The sequence below is a fragment of the Botrimarina colliarenosi genome (assembly GCF_007859955.1).
GTDB classification, from domain to species: domain Bacteria; phylum Planctomycetota; class Planctomycetia; order Pirellulales; family Lacipirellulaceae; genus Botrimarina; species Botrimarina colliarenosi.
In genome coordinates, this window is the sequence record NZ_SJPR01000001.1 from 26,127 (window position 1) to 46,382 (window position 20,256).

20 protein-coding genes are annotated in these 20,256 nt (G+C 66.8%); 8 read left to right on the forward strand and 12 right to left on the reverse strand.

The genetic code is table 11. The features are described 5' to 3' along the window. Window positions 1–168: 168 nt before the first annotated feature. The 5 genes from metF to Pla108_RS00110 all read left to right on the forward strand — a co-directional run bounded on the left by metF (window position 169) and on the right by Pla108_RS00110 (window position 4,999). Window positions 169–1,041: a methylenetetrahydrofolate reductase [NAD(P)H] gene (metF, locus tag Pla108_RS00095; RefSeq protein WP_146441259.1), complete on the forward strand. Its 873-nt coding sequence runs from the start codon at window positions 169–171 to the stop codon at window positions 1,039–1,041. A 247-nt stretch (window positions 1,042–1,288) separates the two neighbouring features. After that, window positions 1,289–2,803, forward strand: a complete 1,515-nt coding sequence (locus Pla108_RS00100; RefSeq protein ID WP_146441261.1) for a serine/threonine-protein kinase — start codon at window positions 1,289–1,291, stop codon at window positions 2,801–2,803. A 123-nt stretch (window positions 2,804–2,926) separates the two neighbouring features. After that, the gene (locus Pla108_RS21420; RefSeq protein ID WP_261342502.1) at window positions 2,927–3,055 is read left to right on the forward strand and encodes a hypothetical protein; all 129 of its coding nucleotides are present in this window, start codon (window positions 2,927–2,929) and stop codon (window positions 3,053–3,055) included. Window positions 3,056–3,113: 58 nt separating this feature from the next. Next, window positions 3,114–3,392, forward strand: a complete 279-nt coding sequence (locus tag Pla108_RS00105; protein ID WP_197526099.1) for a hypothetical protein — start codon at window positions 3,114–3,116, stop codon at window positions 3,390–3,392. Window positions 3,393–3,712: 320 nt separating this feature from the next. After that, complete coding sequence (locus Pla108_RS00110; RefSeq protein WP_146441266.1) at window positions 3,713–4,999, forward strand: citrate synthase; 1,287 nt, start codon at window positions 3,713–3,715, stop codon at window positions 4,997–4,999. Window positions 5,000–5,129: 130 nt separating this feature from the next. On the opposite strand, the gene Pla108_RS00115 is transcribed toward Pla108_RS00110, so the two are convergent. Then, on the reverse strand, window positions 5,130–5,705 hold the full coding sequence (locus tag Pla108_RS00115) for a c-type heme family protein (RefSeq protein WP_146441268.1): 576 nt from the start codon (window positions 5,703–5,705) through the stop codon (window positions 5,130–5,132). A gap of 13 nt (window positions 5,706–5,718) precedes the next feature. Then, window positions 5,719–6,153, reverse strand: a complete 435-nt coding sequence (locus Pla108_RS00120; protein WP_146441271.1) for an RrF2 family transcriptional regulator — start codon at window positions 6,151–6,153, stop codon at window positions 5,719–5,721. Between the two features lie 135 nt (window positions 6,154–6,288). Here Pla108_RS00120 and Pla108_RS00125 point away from each other — a divergent pair, with 135 nt between their 5' ends. Next, entirely contained in the window at window positions 6,289–8,079 is a 1,791-nt protein-coding gene (locus Pla108_RS00125) for a DUF885 domain-containing protein (RefSeq protein ID WP_197526100.1), read from the forward strand. 123 nt (window positions 8,080–8,202) lie between these two features. On the opposite strand, the gene Pla108_RS00130 is transcribed toward Pla108_RS00125, so the two are convergent. Then, entirely contained in the window at window positions 8,203–8,934 is a 732-nt protein-coding gene (locus Pla108_RS00130; RefSeq protein WP_146441273.1) for a hypothetical protein, read from the reverse strand. Window positions 8,935–9,068: 134 nt separating this feature from the next. Here Pla108_RS00130 and Pla108_RS00135 point away from each other — a divergent pair, with 134 nt between their 5' ends. After that, on the forward strand, window positions 9,069–10,400 hold the full coding sequence (locus Pla108_RS00135; RefSeq protein ID WP_146441275.1) for a glycosyltransferase: 1,332 nt from the start codon (window positions 9,069–9,071) through the stop codon (window positions 10,398–10,400). Here the strand turns inward: Pla108_RS00135 and Pla108_RS00140 are convergent. Further along, window positions 10,394–11,128 (reverse strand): tetratricopeptide repeat protein, encoded by a 735-nt coding sequence (locus Pla108_RS00140; RefSeq protein WP_146441278.1) that lies wholly within the window; start codon window positions 11,126–11,128, stop codon window positions 10,394–10,396. The genes Pla108_RS00135 and Pla108_RS00140 overlap by 7 nt on opposite strands. A 311-nt stretch (window positions 11,129–11,439) precedes the next feature. On the opposite strand from Pla108_RS00140, the gene Pla108_RS21160 reads away from it, so the two are divergent. Continuing rightward, entirely contained in the window at window positions 11,440–12,027 is a 588-nt protein-coding gene (locus Pla108_RS21160; protein ID WP_231934210.1) for a hypothetical protein, read from the forward strand. 58 nt (window positions 12,028–12,085) lie between these two features. On the opposite strand, the gene Pla108_RS00155 is transcribed toward Pla108_RS21160, so the two are convergent. The 8 genes from Pla108_RS00155 to gcvT form a co-directional block, all read right to left on the reverse strand. Then, complete coding sequence (locus Pla108_RS00155; RefSeq protein WP_146441280.1) at window positions 12,086–12,343, reverse strand: hypothetical protein; 258 nt, start codon at window positions 12,341–12,343, stop codon at window positions 12,086–12,088. 59 nt (window positions 12,344–12,402) lie between these two features. Further along, window positions 12,403–13,107, reverse strand: coding sequence for an FHA domain-containing protein (locus Pla108_RS00160; protein WP_146441283.1), 705 nt, complete (start codon window positions 13,105–13,107; stop codon window positions 12,403–12,405). A 395-nt stretch (window positions 13,108–13,502) separates the two neighbouring features. Next, complete coding sequence (locus Pla108_RS00165) at window positions 13,503–14,327, reverse strand: lipoate--protein ligase family protein (protein ID WP_146441285.1); 825 nt, start codon at window positions 14,325–14,327, stop codon at window positions 13,503–13,505. Window positions 14,328–14,763: 436 nt separating this feature from the next. Next, window positions 14,764–16,272 carry an aminomethyl-transferring glycine dehydrogenase subunit GcvPB gene (gene gcvPB, locus Pla108_RS00170; RefSeq protein ID WP_146441287.1) on the reverse strand — a complete coding sequence of 503 codons (1,509 nt, stop codon included), beginning with the start codon at window positions 16,270–16,272 and terminating at the stop codon, window positions 14,764–14,766. A 29-nt stretch (window positions 16,273–16,301) separates the two neighbouring features. Beyond that, window positions 16,302–16,907, reverse strand: coding sequence for a DUF1877 family protein (locus Pla108_RS00175; RefSeq protein WP_231934211.1), 606 nt, complete (start codon window positions 16,905–16,907; stop codon window positions 16,302–16,304). 159 nt (window positions 16,908–17,066) lie between these two features. Then, window positions 17,067–18,476 (reverse strand): aminomethyl-transferring glycine dehydrogenase subunit GcvPA, encoded by a 1,410-nt coding sequence (gene gcvPA / locus Pla108_RS00180; protein ID WP_146441293.1) that lies wholly within the window; start codon window positions 18,474–18,476, stop codon window positions 17,067–17,069. Between the two features lie 86 nt (window positions 18,477–18,562). Then, window positions 18,563–18,958, reverse strand: a complete 396-nt coding sequence (gene gcvH, locus Pla108_RS00185; RefSeq protein WP_146441295.1) for a glycine cleavage system protein GcvH — start codon at window positions 18,956–18,958, stop codon at window positions 18,563–18,565. An 81-nt stretch (window positions 18,959–19,039) separates the two neighbouring features. Further along, window positions 19,040–20,161, reverse strand: a complete 1,122-nt coding sequence (gcvT, locus tag Pla108_RS00190; RefSeq protein ID WP_146441298.1) for a glycine cleavage system aminomethyltransferase GcvT — start codon at window positions 20,159–20,161, stop codon at window positions 19,040–19,042. Window positions 20,162–20,256 lie beyond the last annotated feature (95 nt).

The window sequence follows — 20,256 nt, forward strand, 5'->3', positions numbered from 1 at the left end:
AGTGTCTCGGCATAATGCTGTGGGAGGGGTCTCCAGACCCCGATTACGGTAGCCATTCCGAAACGGCGCGGTGCGCGCAATCGGGGTCTGGAGACCCCTCCCACAGATGTAATCGTCCTTCTTGAATACAAGCCGATAGCCGACAGCCGAGAGCTGACAACCAACTCTATGCGCCTCCCCGATATCTACGCCGCGAACAAGTTCGCCCTCTCGTTCGAGCTCTTCCCGCCCAAGACCGAGGCGGGCGTTGAAGCCTTGTTTGGGCACGCCCAGACGCTTGTGGGCTTCAAACCGGCTTATATTACCTGCACTTATGGAGCGGGCGGTTCCACCCAGGACCGCACCCTTGAGATCGCCGCGCGGGTGCGTAAGGAGTTCGGCCTGCCAGTCGCCACCCACCTAACGTGCGTCGGGCGCACCGCGGACCAGATCCGCGACTATCTGCGGCGGGCCGCGGAGGCCGACGTGACAAACGTCGTCGCCCTCCGGGGCGACCCGCCGGCCGGGGAGACCGAGTTCCGCTTCACCGAGGGGGGCTTCCACTACGCCAACGAGCTGGTGGCGATGATCCACGAGGACTTCCCCGCGATGGGCGTCGCCGTCGGAGGCTATCCGGAGGTGCACCAAGAGGCGCCCAGCCCCGAGGCGGACCTCGACGCGCTGAAACGCAAGGTCGACGCCGGCGCGCACGCCATCATCACGCAGCTGTTCTACGACAACGAGGACTTCTTCCGCTTCCGCGACCGCTGCAATGCGGCTGGCATCGACGTACCGCTCATCCCGGGCCTGCTCCCCGTGACGAACGTATCGCAGGTCAAGCGGATCGCCTCGCTGTGCGGCGCCGGGCTGCCGGTGGCGTTCCTCTCGCAACTCGAGGCGTGCGGCGACGACGCCGCGGCGCAGTTCGACGTTGGCGTCGAGCAAGCGACCGTCCAGACGCAAGGCCTCGTCGACGCGGGGGTCCCCGGCATCCATTACTACGTGCTGAACAAATCCGAGGCGGCGAGCCGCGTGTTGAAAGCCGTGAGGCTTGGGGGGTGAGGACTGCGTCGAGCGGATTGGCGAATAGTCATCGGGCGATGGCGAAGCCGTCGCCCCCGTCCCCCTCCTTTGCAGGGAGGGGCTCGGGGAGGGTGACAACGCCCAGGACAGAAAAGCACACCTGTGAGGAACGCCTCGACCCTCCCCTAACCCCTCCCTAAAAAGGGAGGGGGACGAAGGCGGCCGCTTCGCTGTCGAGATCGATCTTCTGCTTCAAGCCTAACCCCCTACCGAAGCACGCCTCCCGTTGGACGACCTCACTGGCTGCCGCCTGAACGACTACCAACTGCTCCGGCAGCTGGGGCGGGGGGCGATGGCGGCGGTCTATCTGGCGGAGCAGCAATCGCTCGCGCGTCGTGTCGCGGTCAAGGTGCTCGCCGCCGAACTCTGCCGCGACCGGGCCTACGTCGATCGTTTCCAGCACGAGGCCCGCTCGGCCGCGTCGTTGACCCACCCCGGGATTGTGCAGATCTACGAGGTCGGCGCCGCCGAGATCGACGGCGTCCGCCGCCATTACATCGCCCAAGAATACGTCGCGGGCGGCAGCCTCGGGCGTCAGATCCAGCGGAGCGGCGTCCTTGAGCCGGTCCGGGTGCTCGAGGTCCTCTGGCAAGTCGGGTCGGCCCTCGCCGCCGCCGCGGAGCAGGGCCTCGTCCATCGCGACATCAAGCCCGACAACCTGATGCTCGATCGGCTGGGCGCCGTGAAGGTGGCTGATTTTGGGCTCGCCCGCCTCCTCGAAGCCAACACCCCTCGGATGACGCAGGTCGGCGTCGCGATGGGGACGCCGCTCTACATGAGCCCCGAGCAGATCGAGGGACGCGAGGTCGACTCCCGCAGCGACCTCTACTCGCTCGGCGTGACGGCTTACCAACTCCTGACCGGCGACCCACCGTTCACCGGCGACACACCGCTGTCGGTCGCGGTACAGCACCTCAACAGCGCGCCCGATCCGGTCGCCAAACGCCGCCCCAACACGCCCGCGGCGTTGGCGGCGGTCATCGACCGACTCATCCGCAAATCGCCGAGTGACCGCTACGACTCGCCCAGCGCCCTGCTACAGGCGGTGTCCGAAGCCGCGCGGTCGGGGCAGTCCGAGGGGTGGGTGACCGCCTCGGGAGGACTCGGCGCGACGCTGACCGGCGCGTCATCGATCGGCGGCTGGTCACCACGGACCGGGGACGACGTCGAAGCCCTCCAGCGGCTCGCCGCGGCGATGCACGCCGACTCGGGAAAGCAGGCGGCCTCGCGCGGCCGCCTGCGACGCATCGCGGCCGCCTCGCTGATCGGGCTGTTGGTTGGCGCTGTCGTTGGCGGCGCTACCGCTCCTCGGGCGGTGCTGCGGTCGAGTGCGATCCGTGTCGAACGCTTCGAGACGGTTCAGCAGCAGCTCTTCCACGCCAAGATGGCCGAGACTCCCGACGCCTGGCAGGCGGTCCTGAGGTACCACCCCGAAGCCGACGCGTTGTACCACCGCCTTGCCCAGCGAAGTCTCGCCCTCTGTCTGCTGCGACGCGACGACGCCGCGGGCGCCGCCCGGGTGCTGGAGTCGCTGCCCGACGACGCCAACTCAAACGGCGGACACGATCTGGCAGTCGCCGCGGCCCGGGTCGTCGCCTACGACCGACTAGGTCAGGACGACAAAGCCCGCACGGCGGGCGCGACACTCTCGGGGGCGTCGCGGCAGGAACTCGACGAGCTGGCCCGGGTTGTCCCGGAGCTAGCCGCTCAGAGCACCGAAGTCTTACAGCGGCTCCAGTAGCGTGCCGGACCGTGGATGCACGAATAGTGCACACATGAACCCTATTTGTGCTGGGTTTTGGCCGCGCGATGTGATAGCTTCACGCCAGGTAAGTGATTTTATGTTCACTATCTGGAGTTGGCCATGCGAAAGATCAGCGGCGGCGGATTGGTGGCGCTCGGGGACGCCGATTGGGACTTTTTTCTCCCCGATGACGACGAGACCTACCCCGAGCCGGGCGACTTCTGGATCGAACGGGACGACGAGGACTGACGCGCGAAACAGCCGCGTACTTTTCTTCCTGTCCCCTTTCCTGCGGAGGAGCCTTATGTTGGCGTTGGAGCAAGTTCTTGAGGTGCGGCGGCTGCTCGACGAGGGTCAGCTGTCGCGACGGGCCATCGCGGCCGCCACGGGCGTCAGCCGTGGGTCGGTCGGTGCGATCGCCAAGGGCGAGCGGGGTCTCTTCGGCGCTCCGCCCGTGGAGCCCGAGGTTTTCCGCTCGGCGGCGGCCCAGCGGTGCCCGGGTTGTGGCGGCATGGTCTTCTTGCCATGCGTGCTCTGCGAGGCGGTGGCGCACCGCCAGGCGGTCGAGGGGGCGCGGGCCGCCTAGGGCGGTCCTGCAACCGGCGCCGACGGCCTAATCGGCAAGGCCGACCCGGACCGGCCGCGCGTTGCGGGCCGAATGCCGCCGCCGGGCGCGACAACGTCCGACATGCTTGGGCAGCCTTGCCACTTGGCTACGATCGAGGGCCCGGTTCCGAGTTGCGTCGGAACGGGGCCCTCCTTTTCTGCGCGGCGTGGTAGGTTTTCGGCAGGGGCCGCCGATTGGCAGCCTCTGGGGTGGCCGTTAGACTGCGGTTCGCCCGGTTTGCCCGGTGTTTGAGAATGCCTTGTCCCGCGTCCCGTTCCCACTTTCGGAGAGAGTAGTTGATGGCCGACGCCGCCAAGCTAACGATTGGCGAGAAGACCCTCGAGTTGCCGCTTATTGTCGGCACAGAGAATGAGGTCGGGCTCGACATCTCGAAGCTCCGCGCCCAGACCGGCGCGATCACCGTCGACGAGGGCTTCGTCAACACCGGTTCGACCGAGAGCGCAATCACGTTCCTCAACGGCGAGGAAGGGATCCTGCGCTACCGCGGGTACGCCATCGAGACGCTTGCCGAGAACTGCGACTTCGTCGAGGTCTGCTACTTGCTGCTGCACGGCGAGCTGCCCGACGCGGCGCAGATCGACGCCTTCCGGACCGACCTCCGCCAGCACTCGATGCTGCACGAGGACATGCGGAAGTTCTTCGACGGCTTCCAACACGACGCCCACCCGATGGCGATCCTCAGCAGCGTGATCCACGCGCTGAGCACGTTCTACGCCGACTCGCTCGACGTGAACAACCCGGACCACGTCCACCGCTGCAGCATGCGGCTGTTGGCCAAGGCGCCGACGATCGCCGCCTACGCTCACAAGAAGTCGATCGGCCAGCCGTACGTCTACCCGGACAACGAGTTGGGCTACTGCGAGAACTTCTTGCAGATGATGTTCAGCGTGCCCGCGGAGAAGTACGAGATCAGCAAGGTGGCCGCCAAGGCGCTGAACCTGCTGCTGATTGTCCACGCCGACCACGAGCAGAACTGCAGCACCAGCACGGTGCGGATGGTCGGCTCGAGCGACGCGAACCTGTTCGCCTCGATCTCGGCCGGCGTCGCCGCGCTGTCGGGCCCGCTGCACGGCGGGGCCAACGAGGCGTGCGTCGCGATGCTCGACCAGATCCGCGACGACGGCGCCGACGTCGAAAAGTACGTCGACATGGCCAAGGACAAGTCGAACGGCTTCCGTCTGATGGGCTTCGGCCACCGCGTCTACAAGAGCTTCGACCCGCGGGCGCAGATCATCAAGCAGGTCTGCCACGACCTGATCGAAGAGGGCCATATCAACGACCCGATCTTCGAGATCGCCAAGAAGCTCGAACAGGTCGCCCTCACCGACGAGTACTTCGTCGAGCGGAAGCTCTACCCGAACGTCGACTTCTACTCGGGCGTCATCTACCGGGCGCTCGGCATCCCGGTCGAGATGTTCACCGTCCTCTTCGCGATCGGCCGCATGCCGGGCTGGATCGCTCACTGGCAAGAGATGCGGGACAGCCCCGGCAAGCGGATCTACCGCCCGCGGCAGATCTACACCGGCCCGACCGAGCGCGATTTTGTGGCGTTGAAGGACCGGTAGCTTCACTCGCGGGTTCGCTCAAGAGCGTCTAGTTCTCCGCCGGCGTTCGGAACCGTCTCAAAGCACAACGCTCTGGCCGCGCGCCACGCGGCCAGAGCGTCTTTTGTTTGAACCCAGCGTTGCGTCGCCGTTACTCGATCAGCGACTTGTAGCCGAGCACGCCGATCGCGGCGCCGGGCGCGGCGTCTTCGTAATGGGGATGGCACATCACGCACTTGGGCAGCACGACGGGGATCGCGGTGGCGGCGCGGAGATAGCGCTTGCCGTCTTCGGTGAAGACTTCGTCGTAGTAGGCCTCGCCTTTCTTGATGACATCGACCGCGCGTTGCTCGAAGCCGGGCAGGGGGGAGTTTTCGTCGTTGTAAGGTTCGCCGGTCGCGTCGATCAGACGCACCTCGTGCCAGCCGTTGTCCTTGGCCGCCTCGAACAATTTCTTGAAGGCCACCCCAGCCGGCATGTCGGTGTCTTCGGTGACGTAGTTCTCGGTGATCAGAACGATCCCATGCTTGTAGATCCCGTCGATCATCCGCACCTGCTTGCGGGTGCGCTGGAGCGCCTCGTCGACCGGTGTCCCCGTCGTTGGCGCCTTGTCGGGGATGGCTTCCGCACCGCTTGAATGATCGGCCAGCAACGGCGCCAGGGCGAACACGGACGCGGCGCACCACAGGGGGACGAAGCGTGCGAACGGAAGGGGCGTGAATCGCATGGGGGGTCTCCGGTCAGGTGTCGAAAGGAAGATTTCTGAGGCCGCCCTGCTGCCGTCGGGTGCAGAGGTCGGCGATGGTGAACTCGGACAACGCGTCGTAGAATGCCCGCTCGGCGCGGATCAAGGCTCGGCGAAGTCGGCATCCGGGTTCGAGGGGGCACACCTCGGGGTTCTCAACGCACTCCAGCAGGCCGTTCCGCCCTTCGAAGCGTTCGACAACCTCGCGGAGGGCGATCTGTTCAGCGGGCAGCGCCAGCGAGACGCCGCCCCCCCGGCCGGGAGTCGTCCTCACGTAGCCGTGCTTCGCCAGCAACTGGATCACCTTCACGAGGTGGTCCTTCGAGATGACGAATTTCGTAGCGATGTCTTCCGAACGGGCCGTCTGCCCCGTGTACCCGAGGTACATGAGGGTCCGCAGGGCGTAGTCGGTTTGAATTCGCAGTTTCATGATGGTGAATGTGGAGTCAAATTTACCTGTTAGTCGCCGCGGCGCGTGAAACTGGCGCCAGAATGCCACTTTGAACACCCCCCCCACGCAGCGACGCCGGCAAACCACACCACCTGATTACCCCGGAGAGACCGAATGCTTTGCAACACTGCCCGCGTTCTTGTCGCGTTCCTCACGATGCTTCTCGCAGCGCCTTCGGTGGCCGCAACGCCCGACGCTTCTCCGAGCGCGTCGCTCGAAGCAATTCTCGACGAGGTCTGGCAGTGGCGTCTCCACGAGTGGCCGCAGTTCGCCACGCGGTGCGGCGACAGCCGTTACAACGACCGCTTGGCGAGCGTCTCGCTAGCCGACGCCGACCGGGCGGCCGCCAGCGACGCCAAGTTCCGCCAGCGCCTGCGGGCGATCGACCGCAACGCGCTCACCAAAAACGAGCGGCTGGAACGTGACCTGCTCGAGCGTGACCTAGCCGACTCGCTCGCCGAGTACGCCGCGGGACAACACCTGGCGCCGATCAACAACCGTAGCGGCTTCCACGTCGAGTTCCCGGAACTGCCCGACGATTCGCCGCTCGAAACGGTCAAGGATTACGAGAACTACCTGGCGCGGCTGCGGGCCTTCGGGGACTACGCCGATGGCCATATCGAGTTGATGCGGGCCGGCGTCCAGAAGGGGCTGACCCTGCCGTCGGTGATCCTCGAAGGCTACGAGTCGTCGATCGACTCTCACGTCGTTGAGGACCCGACGAAGAGCCTGCTCTACAAGCCGTTCAAGGAGTTCCCGGTTGGCGTGCCCGAGTCGGAGTACGAGCGACTGCGGACCGACGCGCGCGAGGCGATCCTCTCGTCGGTCGTGGCGGGCTACCGGCGGTTCGGCGAGTTCATGGCGGACGAGTACGTCCCCAACTGCCGGTCGACGATCGGCGCGTCGGCGCTGCCGGGGGGGCGAGACTACTACCGGCACTGCGTCCGCAAATTCACGACGCTCGATACGACGCCCGAGGAAGTGCACCGTGTCGGGTTGGCGGAGGTCGAGCGGATCCGTGGCGAGATGGACGCCCTTATCACGAAGATCGGCTTCGAGACCGACGAGGAGGACCGCTTCGCCGCCTTCGTCGAGCACCTGCGGACGGCGCCGGAGTTCTACGCAAAGACCGACAAGGAGCTGATGGCGACGACGGCGGCGATCCTCAAGCGGATGGATGGGGAGTTGCCGTCGCTGTTCGGCCGTCTGCCGCGGATGCCCTACGGTCTGAAGCCGATCCCCGCCTACATCGCCCCGAAGACGACGTTCGCGTACTACAAGTCGCCGGCCGGCGACGGCAAGGTGGCGGGCTTCTTCTTCCTGAACACGTACGACCTCTCGGCGCGGCCGATGTACATGCTCGAAGCGCTCGCGCTGCACGAAGCGGTTCCGGGGCATCACCTGCAGATCGCGCTACAGCAAGAGCTGGAAGGGCTCTCGCCGCTCCGCAAGTACGGCGGCTTCACCGCTTTTGTTGAGGGATGGGCGCTCTACGCCGAGCGGCTCGGCGTCGAGGCCGGTTTCTACGAGGACCCGTATAGCGACTTCGGTCGGCTGACGATGGAGGTGTGGCGCGCCGCGCGGTTGGTCGTCGACACCGGGATGCACTTCAAGGGTTGGAGCCGTCAGCAGGCGATCGACTACATGGCCGCCAACTCGGCGATGTCGATGCACGAGATCCGGTCCGAGATCGACCGCTATATCGGCTGGCCCGGACAGGCCCTCGCCTACAAGACGGGTGAGCTAAAGATCCGCGAGCTGCGCGGCGTGGCGGAAGAACGGCTCGGCGAGCGGTTTGACCTCCGGGCGTTTCACGATGCGGTGCTCGAGAACGGCGCCTTGCCGCTGGTGACGCTCGAAGAGCTCGTCGGCGAATGGATCGACGACCAAGCGGCGGGTGGCTGACTCCGTGCGTCCGACCCTCGGCGAGCCGTCGGCGTTAGCCGCGGGTGAATCAAGAGTGACGCCACCCGCGGCTAGCGCCGACGGCTCACTTTGATTCGCCTTTGGCGATTGGGCGCTAGCGGATCAGATCACGATCGAGACCACCGTCAGCACGCAGTACCCCAAGAGCGCCAGCCACCAGGCGAGCAGCAGCGGACGCGGGATGTTGATTTCGGCGGCCTGGAGCGCGAAGCCGGTGATCGCCAACGCGCCCATCGCGGCGGCCGCCTTGCCGGCCGAGCCGGCGAACGACATGAGGGTGAGCATCACCGCCGCCGCGGCAGTGGCGATCATCAGGTCCATCAAGGTGAAGCGGAAGAACGACGCCAACAGCTCGGCCGGACTCGGCGGCGGCTGAGCTGGCTCGGGTTCGAAATCGTCGTCGGCGTCTCCCCGGGCGCGGCGGAGTTCGGCCTCGCGGCGGGCGATCAGCTCGGCGCGGCGACGGCCCTCTTGGTAATTGAGCCAAGCGTGGGCCGAACCGAGGCCGATCAGGGAGAGGCAGATGAACCCGGCGAAGGTCGTTCCGTTGAAAATCCCCAACCCGCCGACGCCGAGAATGATGGCGACCACCGTCGTCGCGATCAGCACGGAACGGACGCTGAATCGGGCGCGGAACTTCTCGAAGGCGGCGTCGAAATCGCCCCGGTTCTCGAGCTCGCGGTAGATGGCGTCGACATCGATCGCCCGTTCGGCGCGGGCTAGGTCTTCGCGGGCGCGGCGCACCTGGTGGGCGGTGACTTCTTCGTCGGCGGGCTCGACCTCGTACTCGAAGTCGTCGTCCTCTTCCGGCGGCGCGTTGGGTGTAGGGGGCATCCCGTCATTCTCCGCAGGAAGCGCCGGACCGACAAGCGAAGCTCCGGAGGGGCCGTCCCCGGGGAGGGGGGGGAACCTGAAAGTTTCCGCCCGATCGGCGACGATCGCGATTCCCGCTCGCGCGGACCCAGTGGTTGTCTCCTTTGTCGAGCCTCGGCGTCATTGTCGTCGGGGCGGTTCCCTTGGCCGCTATGCACTTTCTACTGACCGCCCTGGGGAGCTACGGCGACGTCTTTCCGATGATCGGCCTCGGGGCGTCGCTGCAAGCCCGCGGCCACGCGGTCACGCTGGCGACCAATCCCTATTTCGCGGACGAGGCGGCCGCGGCGAACCTCACGATGGTCGAGGTGGGGACCGCCGAAGACTATGTCCGCATGACGCGCAACCGCTCGCTGTGGGGCCGTACGTCGGGTCTCGAGGTGGTGTTCCGGGAAGCGGCGATCGGGCTGCTCGAACCGCTGTACAAGCTGGTGACGGAGCGGGCCCAACCCGGAGAAACGCTCGTCATCGCCCACGGGCTTGACCTGGCTAGCCGCGTTGCGGCGGAGTCGCGAGGCGTCTCGGTCACGTCGCTCGTCTACGCCCCGATGGCGTTGTGGAGCAACTTGGCGCCCCCGCGGTTGCCGGCCGGCTTCGCCTCGCCCCGGGCGCCGCTCTGGCTCCACCGCTTGCAGTTCTTGGTGGGTGACTGGTTCTACGTCCGGCGCGTCATCACGCCGCCGCTGGAGGCCTTCCGGGCGTCGCATGGGTTACCGCCGCTGGAACAAGGTTTTTTCGACTGGTACTACGGGGTGGCCCCGCCGCTCTGCTTGTTCCCCGATTGGTTTGTCTCGCCCTCCGGAGCGACGCCGGCCGATTGGCCGCGCGGGACCGTGACGACCGGCTTCCCGCTCGGGGACAGCGCCGGGGGGCGTGACGAGCTTGCGCTGGCCGAGCCGCTCGAGGCGTTCCTCGACGCGGGAACGCCGCCGATCGTTTTCACGCCGGGCTCGGCGATGCGTTACGGCGAGCGCTTCTTCGCCGCGGCGATCGACGCCTGCGGGCGGCTTGGCCGCCGCGGCGTGCTGCTGACGAAGTACCCCGAGCAGCTGCCGGCGGCGTTGCCCGACACGGTGATCGCCCCGGGGTTCACCCCTTTGGGAAGGCTGCTGCCGCGCTCGGCGGGGTTCGTCCACCACGGCGGCATCGGCAGCTCGGCCCGCGGCTTGGCGGCGGGCGTGCCGCAGCTGATTCAGCCGATGGCGTTCGACCAATTCGACAACGCCTGGCGGCTGCGTCGGCTTGGGGTCGCGGACGAGCTGCGGGCGGAGCGGTTCTCCGGCGAGCGCGCCGCCAAGAAGCTGGGGCGGCTGCTCGAATCGTCCGCAGTGGCCGAGGCGACTAGGACTTGGAAAGAGCGGTGCGACGCACCGGCGGCGCTGGCTGCCGCCTGCGACGAACTCGAACGCCGATTTGCGACTCAGTAACGCACCGGCCCCGGCGCTTGCCACTGGTTCGAAAGCCGTGTGCCGGAGGCGCCGGTCGCGAGGCTCGCGCTGGCGCCCGCCGCTGACTGCAGCGTCGCCACGCGGGCGGCGACCTGCGGCTGGAAGCGGTTCACGGCCAGCGAACGCTGGTAATTCTGTAGCGCTTGCATCTGGTCGCCCGCCTCGTCACGCAATCGGCCCAGGGCGGCCAGGGCGCGGGCGTCGTTGGGGCTGATCGTCAGCGCCTGAACGAGCTGTTGCTCGGCTTCTTGCGAACGCTCGCTCTCTTCGAGCAGTCGGGCGAGCTCGACACGGGGGTTCGGGTTGGTCGGGCTGGCGACCGCCCAGTTGTTCAGCAGCCGGTACGAGGCGTCGCGGCGGCCAGTCTCGTTCAGCAGCACGGCGAGGCCGCGGTAGCATTCGACGTGGTCGGGCGACCGCTCCAACGCCTGGTTGTAGAGCGTCTCGGCCTGCTTCATATCGTCGGGGCGGTTGAACCGCACGCCCGACTGGTGCATCGCGGCGGCCAGGTTGTAGTAGCCGTCCCCGAGGTCGGGTCGCTTGGAGATCGCTTCCTGGAACTTGCCGGCCGCTTGCTGGTAGGCGCCCTGCTTGTAGAGGGCGACCCCTTCGGCATTGAGCGTCTGGTGCTGCACGGAGTTGCAGCCCGCGGCCGCCAGCGCAAGGCCAGCGAGCAGGAGCGACAGTGGTCGGGAAGGGAGCTGCATATGCCGAGCCTCTCGGGCGACGCGGCGGTTGGTAAGGATTATGCCGGTAGGCGGGGGGGACCGTAGCACCGGGAGGCCCCCACCGCAACACGAACCGCCGCCCGGGCGCGGAGCGAGTGCTACGAGTAGGCAGGCCGTCAATATCGCCCGATCAGGTTTGACTACGCAGACCGGAAATCTTGCCCAGTCGTTGCTCTTTGCCAGGTCGGCGCGTCGATGCTTGCATCTATCACCGCTGACCGCCGGCGTTGATCGGACCCCCGCCCCGAAAGCCGCCCCCCGCCTGCCAACGACCGAGCCGAGGAAACCCCGTGGCCCAGACCAAGACTTCCGCTAAGACGAAGGCCAAGACGGCCGCCAAGACGACCCGCGCCAAGGCGTCCGCCAAGCCCGCCGCTAAGAAGCCCGCTAAGGCGGCGGCCAAGCCTGCTGCGAAGAAGCCCGCCGCCAAGGCGAAGGCCGGCAAGAAGGCGGGCGAGGAAGAGGTGACCCTCGATCGCCGCGGAGCCGCCGAACGCCGCGACGAGGCCACCGCCAAGGCCGCTGCTACTGCCGAGATCGAGGTCGCGCAGGCGGCGAAGCCCCAGCTCGAGCGCCGTGAGAAGGTCAACCGTCGTCGGCAAATCGATCCGACCACCTGCGAACGCGACTACAGCGACTCGGAAGTCGAGTTCATGAACGCCCTGGACGCCTACAAGCGGAAGAGCGGCCGGATGTTCCCGACCTGTAGCGAGGTCCTCGAGGTCATCCGCGAGATGGGCTACGTGCAGCTCTCGGCGGCCGAGTTAACCGCCGTGCGGAACGGCCGTGGCGAAACCGAAGAGGTGTCGATCGAAGACGCCGCCGAAACCGAGGCCCACGAAGCGCTGGCCGAGTCCGAAGCGCTGCACGCCGAATGACGAGCGGGGCCGAATGACGAGCGGGGGAAGTTCTCTGTCGAGCGGGGCGGTCGGCCGATCAGCCGGCCGCCTCGCCGATCAGGTCGCGGAGCTCGGCGGGCGACGCGTCTCGGATCCGCTTGCCACGCTCTTCCAGACGTTCGGTGACCTTGATCATGGTCTCCTGCATCCGCGAGTGGGTCTCGTCCGACCCGCCGGCGAGGAGGAAGTCCTTGCCGCGGGTGAGCCGCTTGTGGCCGTCGGTTGCGTCGAGGCCGACGCCGAGGACGCCCGACACCTTGGCGGGCTTCTGCTTGCGGGATTTGTTGGATTTCATCGGCGGGGGCCTCACCTCTCGGTGCGGGCTGAGCGGCCACGAGTTTAGCGGCGACGGGCTTAGCGGCGACGGGCCATGTCGCGGAGGATTTGGGTGGCCGCTTCGCGGCTGTCTTTTGCCTGCGGCTTGTGAGGATTGAACGGCAGCTTGCCGGGCTCTCCCTTTTTTTTCTTCTTTTTGTCGTCGTCTTCGCCATCTTCCCCCTCGGCGAGGGCGGCGGCGTCTTCGGCCGACAACTCTTTGGTCTGGGCTTCGGCGATCGCTTTAACGGCGGCGTCGCGGGCGATCCGGGTTTCGTCGGTCCGCATCGTGAGCGTCTCGCCAACGCCCGGCGCGGCGCCGGTGGCGGCGTCGCCAATCAGCCAGTCGCTGATGTCGTCTTCCAGGTGCTCCTGGCCCCCGCCCCCTTTCGCCGCGGTACGGGCGACGGCGTCACCAACGCTCTGCACCTTCGGCTGCTTCGTTTGCTTGAGCTCGCCCTCGGCTTCATAGCGGAACTCGAGCGGGCCGATCCGCAGGGTGTCGCCGTTCGACAAGGCGTGGACACCTTCGATCTTGGCGTCGTTGACATAAGTGCCGTTGCGACTGCCGAGGTCGCGGACCGTGACGCCCGCCTCGGTGACGAGCAGCTCGCAATGGTTGCGGCTGATCGCTTCGCTGCCAGCCCGCAGCGTGCAGTCCTTTCCCCGGCCGATCACGAAGCGATTTTTCTTGATCGGGACCGCGGCGCCTTTCTTGGCTCCAGCTAGCACCACCAACTTCATGTCGTGTTCCTGTGGTCGAACGCGTTCGGGCCGTTGAGCGAAGAGGAGGGCCTTGCGGCGGCCCAACGGCTCGTTCGGAGGTTCTGGTGAGCCAACGCCCCAGGGGCGCGGGCCCGGTTGCCATCGGGTTACCTCTTCTCTTGTCGGTCACGCGGTTCCGAACGCGTGACTCGGCTTGTTGGAGACCGGTGCGGTCTCGCTCTCTAACTTTTTACGCAGCGACAGCGGAAACCGCCGGCATTTTGACGGCGATTGCGGCAGAACCTACCGCCAAGGAGCCCGCCTCGAGAGGGGGCACTGGACAAGAAGTTTCCACCCAATACCAGCATAGCAGGTAGTCCGCCCCTTTGATCAAGACGGGGATACGGCGATTTTATCTCGGTTTAACGGTCTCTTCATCGCCGCTGGACCCACCCCTCGGCGCCATGCTTTTCGGCGGCGATTTGGCGGGCGGCGTCGATTTCGGCCGGTCCCAGCTCGCCCGGCTCGGTCCGTAAAGCCAGTAGGTCGGCGAGGTTGCGCCCGAGCGCCGCGGCGAATGAGGCGGCGTCGGCGTCGAGCACGCCCAGGTCGGCCAACCCGGGAAGCTCGGGGGCGGCCGCCGACTGGGCCAACAGCACCCCGCCGTGTTGCAGCAAGGCGCCCCGGCGTTTCCGTTGCGCACTGCCGCACACTTTGTATCGGCCCCGTACGGCTGTCGCCGACATAGCCCGCGGGCGGGGGTCGCTTGGAAAGGGTCGTTCCTCCACTAGCAAATCGCCATCGGCCCGCCGCTGGAAGCAGAGGAACGGCTCCGCGGCCACCTTCTCTTTGGCGGGGTCACACAGCGACAGCCGCCCCGCGTCACCCCCCAGCTCGGCGACCGCGGCGATCACCGCCCGGTGGGCCTGGCAGTACAACGCCCGGGTGTCGAGCCCCGCCAGCGCGCGGGGTGGCAGCGTCAGCGAGTAGGTCAGCTCGTGGTCGTGAACCAGCGCCCCGCCGCCGCTGGAGCGGCGCACGCAGGGAAGCCCCACGCTTGCCTCGTGGGCGGCGCGATCGGCGTAACGCTGGAAGTAACCGAGCGAGAGCGTCGGCGCCCACTGATAGAGCCGCAGCGTCGCCCCGCCCCCTTCCGCGGCGGCGTCGAGCAGGGCCTCATCGACGGCCATGTTCCAGGCGCCGTCGGCGGGGCCGTCGACGATGAGGCGGCATTCGAGGGGGAATAGTTTAGGTGTCACGCAGAGACGCGGAGACGCAGAGGAAATCAGAAAACGGAAGACTCACGCAAAGGCGCGAGGTCGCAATGGTGGGAAACAGAGTCAATCGACGCGTTCTAAGCCGTCATGGTTCAGCATTAGCCAATGAAACTCTTCAGGATGGGAGCTATCCATCGACCAAACAATCTCACCAGACCAGGGATAGGCCTGCTCTTCGATGAACTCTAATTTCATCACTGTGAGGACACGACTGGTTTCAACCAGCCATCGATACAACGCTGCCGTGTCGTCATGGAGACATCCCTCGTACGATGGAAATCGCGAAATACGAACTCGATCCCCGAGTTCTAGCTTCTTCCAAAGCTCAGGATCCTCCCCCATTTGCTTTGCGCCTTAGCGCCTTTGCGTGAGTCTTTAAGTCTTCTACTGTCTCCGCGTCTCTGCGCGAAACCATTCATCAGCTGCAGTGGCAGAGCATCGGGTTCCGCGCCGCGTAGACCTCGTCGGGCCGGCTGATCGCCGTCGTGTGGGGCGCCTCGTGGAGCAGTTCGGCGGGCTCTTCGGTGATGCGGAAGAGCGTCTCGGCGAAGGCGTCGAGCGTCTCTTTGCTCTCGGTCTCGGTCGGCTCGCACATCAGCGCTTCCGGCACGGTCTGCGGGAAGTAGACCGTCGGGGCGTGGTAGCCGTAGTCGAGCAGCCGCTTGGCGATGTCCATCGCGGTGACGCCGCGCTCGGTCTTGAGCTTCCTCGCTGAGGCGACGAACTCGTGCATGCAGCGGTCCCCCTGTGGCACCGGCAGGATGTGCTTCACACGGCTGAGCAGGTAGTTGGCGTTGAGCACCGCTTGCTCGCTGACCCGCCGCAGGCCGTCGGGGCCGTGCGAGCGGATGTAGCAGTAAGCGCGGACCAGGACGCCGACATTGCCGAAGAACGAACGGACGCGGCCGATCGACTTGGAAGAAGAATAGTCCAGGTAGTATTGTGGATTGCGGATTGTGGATTGCGGATTCTCTTTAGCTGAATGCTGATGGCTGACAGCTGACCGCTTAGCGACGACAGGCGCTGGCAAATACGGCCGCAGCTTCTCCACGACGCAGATCGGTCCCGCCCCGGGGCCGCCGCCGCCGTGCGGGCCGCTGAAGGTCTTGTGCGGGTTGTAGTGCTGCATGTCGGCGCCGAAATCTCCCGGCCGGCTGATCCCGAGGATCGCGTTCATGTTCGCGCCGTCGAGGTACATCAGGCCGCCGCGGGCGTGGACCTCGTCGCCGATCTCACCGATCTGGGGCTCGAAGATGCCAACCGTATTCGGGTTGGTGATCATGAAGACGGCGATGTTGTCGTCGAGCTTCTTGCGGAAGTCTTCCATATCGACGGCGCCGGAGACGAGCGTCTTGACGGTCACGGTCTCGAAGCCCGCCATAACGGCGCTGGCCGGGTTGGTGCCGTGCGCGCTGTCGGGGACCAGCACCTTGGTGCGGTGCGTCTGGCCCTGGTCCTTGAAGTAGGCGGCCGCCACCCAAAGCGCCGTCAGCTCGCCGTGCGCGCCGGCTGCCGGCTGCAGGCTGCACGCGGGCAGGCCGGAGATCTCGCAGAGGTACTCCTGCATCTCGTGGAGGATGTGGAGCATCCCCTGGATCGATGACTCGGGCTGGTAGGGGTGCAGGTCGGCGATCCCCGGCAGGGCGGCGGCGCGTTCGTTCCGCTTCGGGTTGTGCTTCATCGTGCACGACCCCAGCGGGTAGAAGTGGGTATCGACCGACATGTTCTGCGTCGACAGATTCGTGAAGTGCCGCACGACCTGCGGTTCAGCCAATTCCGGCAACGCCGGCGGCGCGGGGGCGAGCGCGGCGGCGGGGAGCAGCCCGTCGATCGGGCGCTCGGGGACGTCGCAGGGCGGCAGCCGCAGCGCGCGACGGCCTTGCTTGGAGAGATCGAACAGCAGTTGGGTTTCGTGCTGGTTTTGCATGGAGGGCAAACAGCGAAAGTTGGCGTTAGTTAACTGAGTTGGATCACGACACCGAGCGATTCGGCCCGGGTCCGAGCGATAAACTGGCGGAGCGGATCGTAGAAGCCTTTGACATACTCGATCTCATTGGGGTCGCCCCAAGCGTCGGGAAAGACCTGGGCCGCCGTCATCGCCCCGGCGTTGAAACGCGCCCTGAGGTCCGACCACGACATCCGCTGCAGGAGGTCGTCGAACCGGGCGACCTCGGCTGGCGGAACGGCGCGGTCATCGCCATAGCCGTGGTCGCTCCCCTCGATCGCTTCGCCGGCGGAGAGGAGAAACCCTTCCGGCGGCGGGATCTCCCACTCGTCCCCCTCCGACCGGCTGAGCGGTTGGGTCAACAGCCACTGCAGCGCGTGCCACGACTTGTCGAGGTCGAGCTTGTCGCCGTCGCGGACGAGCTCCGGCGGCGCCTCGGGAAGCTCCATCGGCGGCGTGTAGCCCCCCAACATCCGCGCCAGCCACTTCACCCAGCCGGGCTGCTTGGGAGGCGTGTAGTCGGGACGCATCCAGAAGACGACCGCCAGCTCGGGCCGCTCCACCAACAGGTCGAGCGTCGCCGCGGGCGCCTGCTTGAGGGTCATGATCATGCTCATGGCGGGCACACCGACGAACAGGGGCACGGTTCTGGGGGGGATTCTGATCAGCGACGATTCAAAACGGAGAGCGCGGAGCCCAGGTTAGAGCAATCGACGGGGGACCGTCCAACCAGCAGCGCCTCCGCCGAATTCCTGCACGTTCCTCCGGCTGCGAAATCAGCCCACTTCCGCCGGCTCCCGAGGGGACCGCTGGGGCGAGGCCGCGGCGTCGTCGGTGAGAATCGCCACCATGCGGTCGAGCTCCGCGCGGGTTCGCTTCTCCGTCACGGCGACGAGCAGGCAGTCGGCCAGGTCGGGGTAGAGCGGGCCGAGGGGGACCCCGACCAGATAGCCGGCGGCGAGGCCGTCGGCCACGAGCTCGTCGACGCGGCCTTCGCGGTCGCGGACGACGAATTCCTTGAACGTCGGCGCCTCGAACGCCAGTTCGAACCGGTCGGTCGCGGCGAGCCGTTCGGCCAGGTAGCGGCTCTTCTGCAAGCAGAGGTTGGCGGTCTCCTTGATGCCTTCGGGCCCGAGCAGCGACAGATAGACCGTCGCCCGCAAGGCGAAGAGGCCCTGGTTGCTGCAGACGTTGCTGGTGGCCTTGTCGCGGCGGATGTGCTGCTCGCGCGTCTGCAGGGTGAGCACGAAGCAGCGCTTGCCACGGCGGTCGGTCGTCTGGCCGACGATGCGGCCCGGGACGCGGCGAACCAGCGATGCGCGGCAAGCCAAGACGCCCAGGAACGGCCCGCCGTACTGCATCGGTGAGCCGAGCGATTGGCCCTCGCAGACGGCGATGTCGGCCCCCTCACCCGCGGCAACCCAGTCGCCGGGACGCTTGAGCACGCCCAGGCCGATCGGGTCGAACACGGCGATCATCAACGCGCCGGCGTCGTGCGCGATGCGGGTCGCTTCGTCGGCGTCCTCGATACAGCCGAAGAAGTTCGGTTGTTGCAGCAGCACACAGGCGGTCTGGTCGTCAACCGCGGCGCGCAACTCGTCGAGACTCACGACGCCGTCCGGCGCGGGGACGGTGACCACTTCGCCCGGCAGGCAGGAGACGTAGGTCTCGATCGTCTGCCGGTACTCGGGGTGGAGGCTCGCCGGGACAACGACGCGGGTGCGGCCCTTGCCGGCGGCGAGCGCCATGAGCACGGCCTCGGCGGCGGCGCTGGCGCCGTCGTAAAGGCTGCAGTTCGACACGTCGAGACCCGTCAGCCGCGTGATGAGCGTCTGGTACTCGAACATCGCCTGCAGGTTTCCCTGCGCGACTTCGGCCTGGTACGGGGTGTAGCTGGTGTAGAACTCGCCGCGGCTGGCGATCGTATCGACGACGCTGGGGATGAAGTGGTCGTAGACCCCGCCGCCCAGGAACGAGACCGCCCCGGACGCGGCGCCGACATTCATCGCGGCGAGCTCGCGCGTGTGGCGATCGAGTTCCATCTCCCCCATCGCCGGCGGCAGGTCGAGCGCCCGGTCGAGGCGGAAGTCGGCCGGCACCTGCGACAGCAATTCCTCGATCGACGCGGCGCCGATCGCCTCGAGCATCGCGGCGACGTCTTCTTCGGTGTTGTAGGTGAACGGCATTTCGAAGGGGGAAGTAGGAAGTGGGAAGTGGGAGGAAGCAACGCGAAAGGGAATTCCCACTTCCCACTTCGCACTTCCAACTTTGCTCACGCTTCTTCGGCGCACATCTTCTCGTAGGCCGCGTGGTCCATCAGCGTGGCGAGGCCGGCGTCGTCGAGGATCTTCACCTTGGCGATCCAGCCCTGGCCGTAGGGGTCGTCGCTGAGCCATTCGAGGTTGTCCGCGAGCGGGTCGTTGACCTCTACCACCTCGCCGGCGATCGGGCAGTAGATATCGCTAACCGCCTTGACGGACTCGACTTCACAAAAGGACTCCGCAGCCGTGACCGGGCGCCCCGTCCGCGGCAGCTCGATGAACACGAGGTCCGTCAGCGCTTCGACGGCGTGCTTGCTGATGCCGATTGTGGCGATTTTGGCGCCGCTGGTCTCCTCGACAGAGACCCACTCGTGCGTCTTGGCGTAAAGCAGCTGTTCGGGATTCATAGGAGAAGGGTTCAGGCTTGAGTTGTTAGTCACAAGAAAGACGTGCGAGCCTCGGCGTCCCCGCCAGCGGCCACGTGTAAGCTATGCCCGCTTATAAAACGGCAACGGAACCACCACGGCGGGCGTCTCGGCGCCGCGGACATCGATCGCGAGCCGGGTCCCGTCACGAGCCAACTCGGGTTCGACATACGCCATCGCGATCGGGTAGCCGAGCGTCGGCGAGGGGCCGCCGCTGGTGACGACGCCGCACGGCCTGCCATCTACGAGGACCCGGTACTCTTCGCGCGGCGGGCGTTTGCCCTCGACCTGCAGGCCGACCCGCCGGGCCAGCGAACCGTCGTCCTTGGCGAGGAGCAACGCCTCGCGGCCAACAAAGTCGCGAGGGCCGCCGTCGACGCCTTCGAAGTCGACCGCAAAACCGAGCCCCGCGTGCAACGGGTTGAGCGCCTCGGTGAGCTCGTGGCCGTAAAGCGGCATGCCCGCCTCGAGACGCAACGTGTCGCGGGCCGCGAGGCCGCACGCCGTGGCGCCGCCGTCGATGAGCGTTTGCCAAAGCGTCTCGGCCTGTTCGGCGTTGGCGATCAGCTCGAAGCCGTCCTCGCCGGTGTAGCCGGTGCGGCTGACGACGCAGGGGGCCCCGGCGACGTTCGCCTCGCCCGCCCGGTAGTAGCGGATCGACTTCACGTCGGCGTCGGCGAGCGAAGCGACCAGCTCAACCGCCTCGGGACCCTGTACGGCGATCATCGCCGTCGCCTCGGTGCGGTCAATCAGATCGGCGCCCTTCATGGCGTGTGCGGCGAACCATTCGAGCAGCTTGCCGCGATTCGACGCGTTGACGACGAGGTCGAAACGCTCGTCGGTCACCCGCGTGAAGAGGATGTCGTCGAGGACGCCGCCCGACTCGTTGCAGACCAGCGAGTAGCGGACACGGCCGTCGGGCGTGCCGGCGGCGCGGCGGGTGGCGAGGCCGTCGAGCCACGCCTCGGCGGCGGGGCCTTGGACGGTGAGCCGGCCCATGTGCGACACGTCGAACAAGCCGACACGCTGCCGCGTGGCGTTGTGCTCATCGACGATCGAGCCCCCCTTACCCGAGTCATAGTGTACGGGCATCGCCCAGCCGGCGAAGTCGACCAGCCGGCCGCCGTGGGCCGCGTGCCAGTCGGCGAGCGGCGTTCGCAAAAGGTCTGCGGAGGGGGACGACATCCGGGCGTCGTGCGGTGGGAGGGAGGGTTGGCCGCCTGCCAAACCGACCAGCTTATCGGAGCAAGGCGGTCTTAGAAGGGGTTGCGGTACGCGCG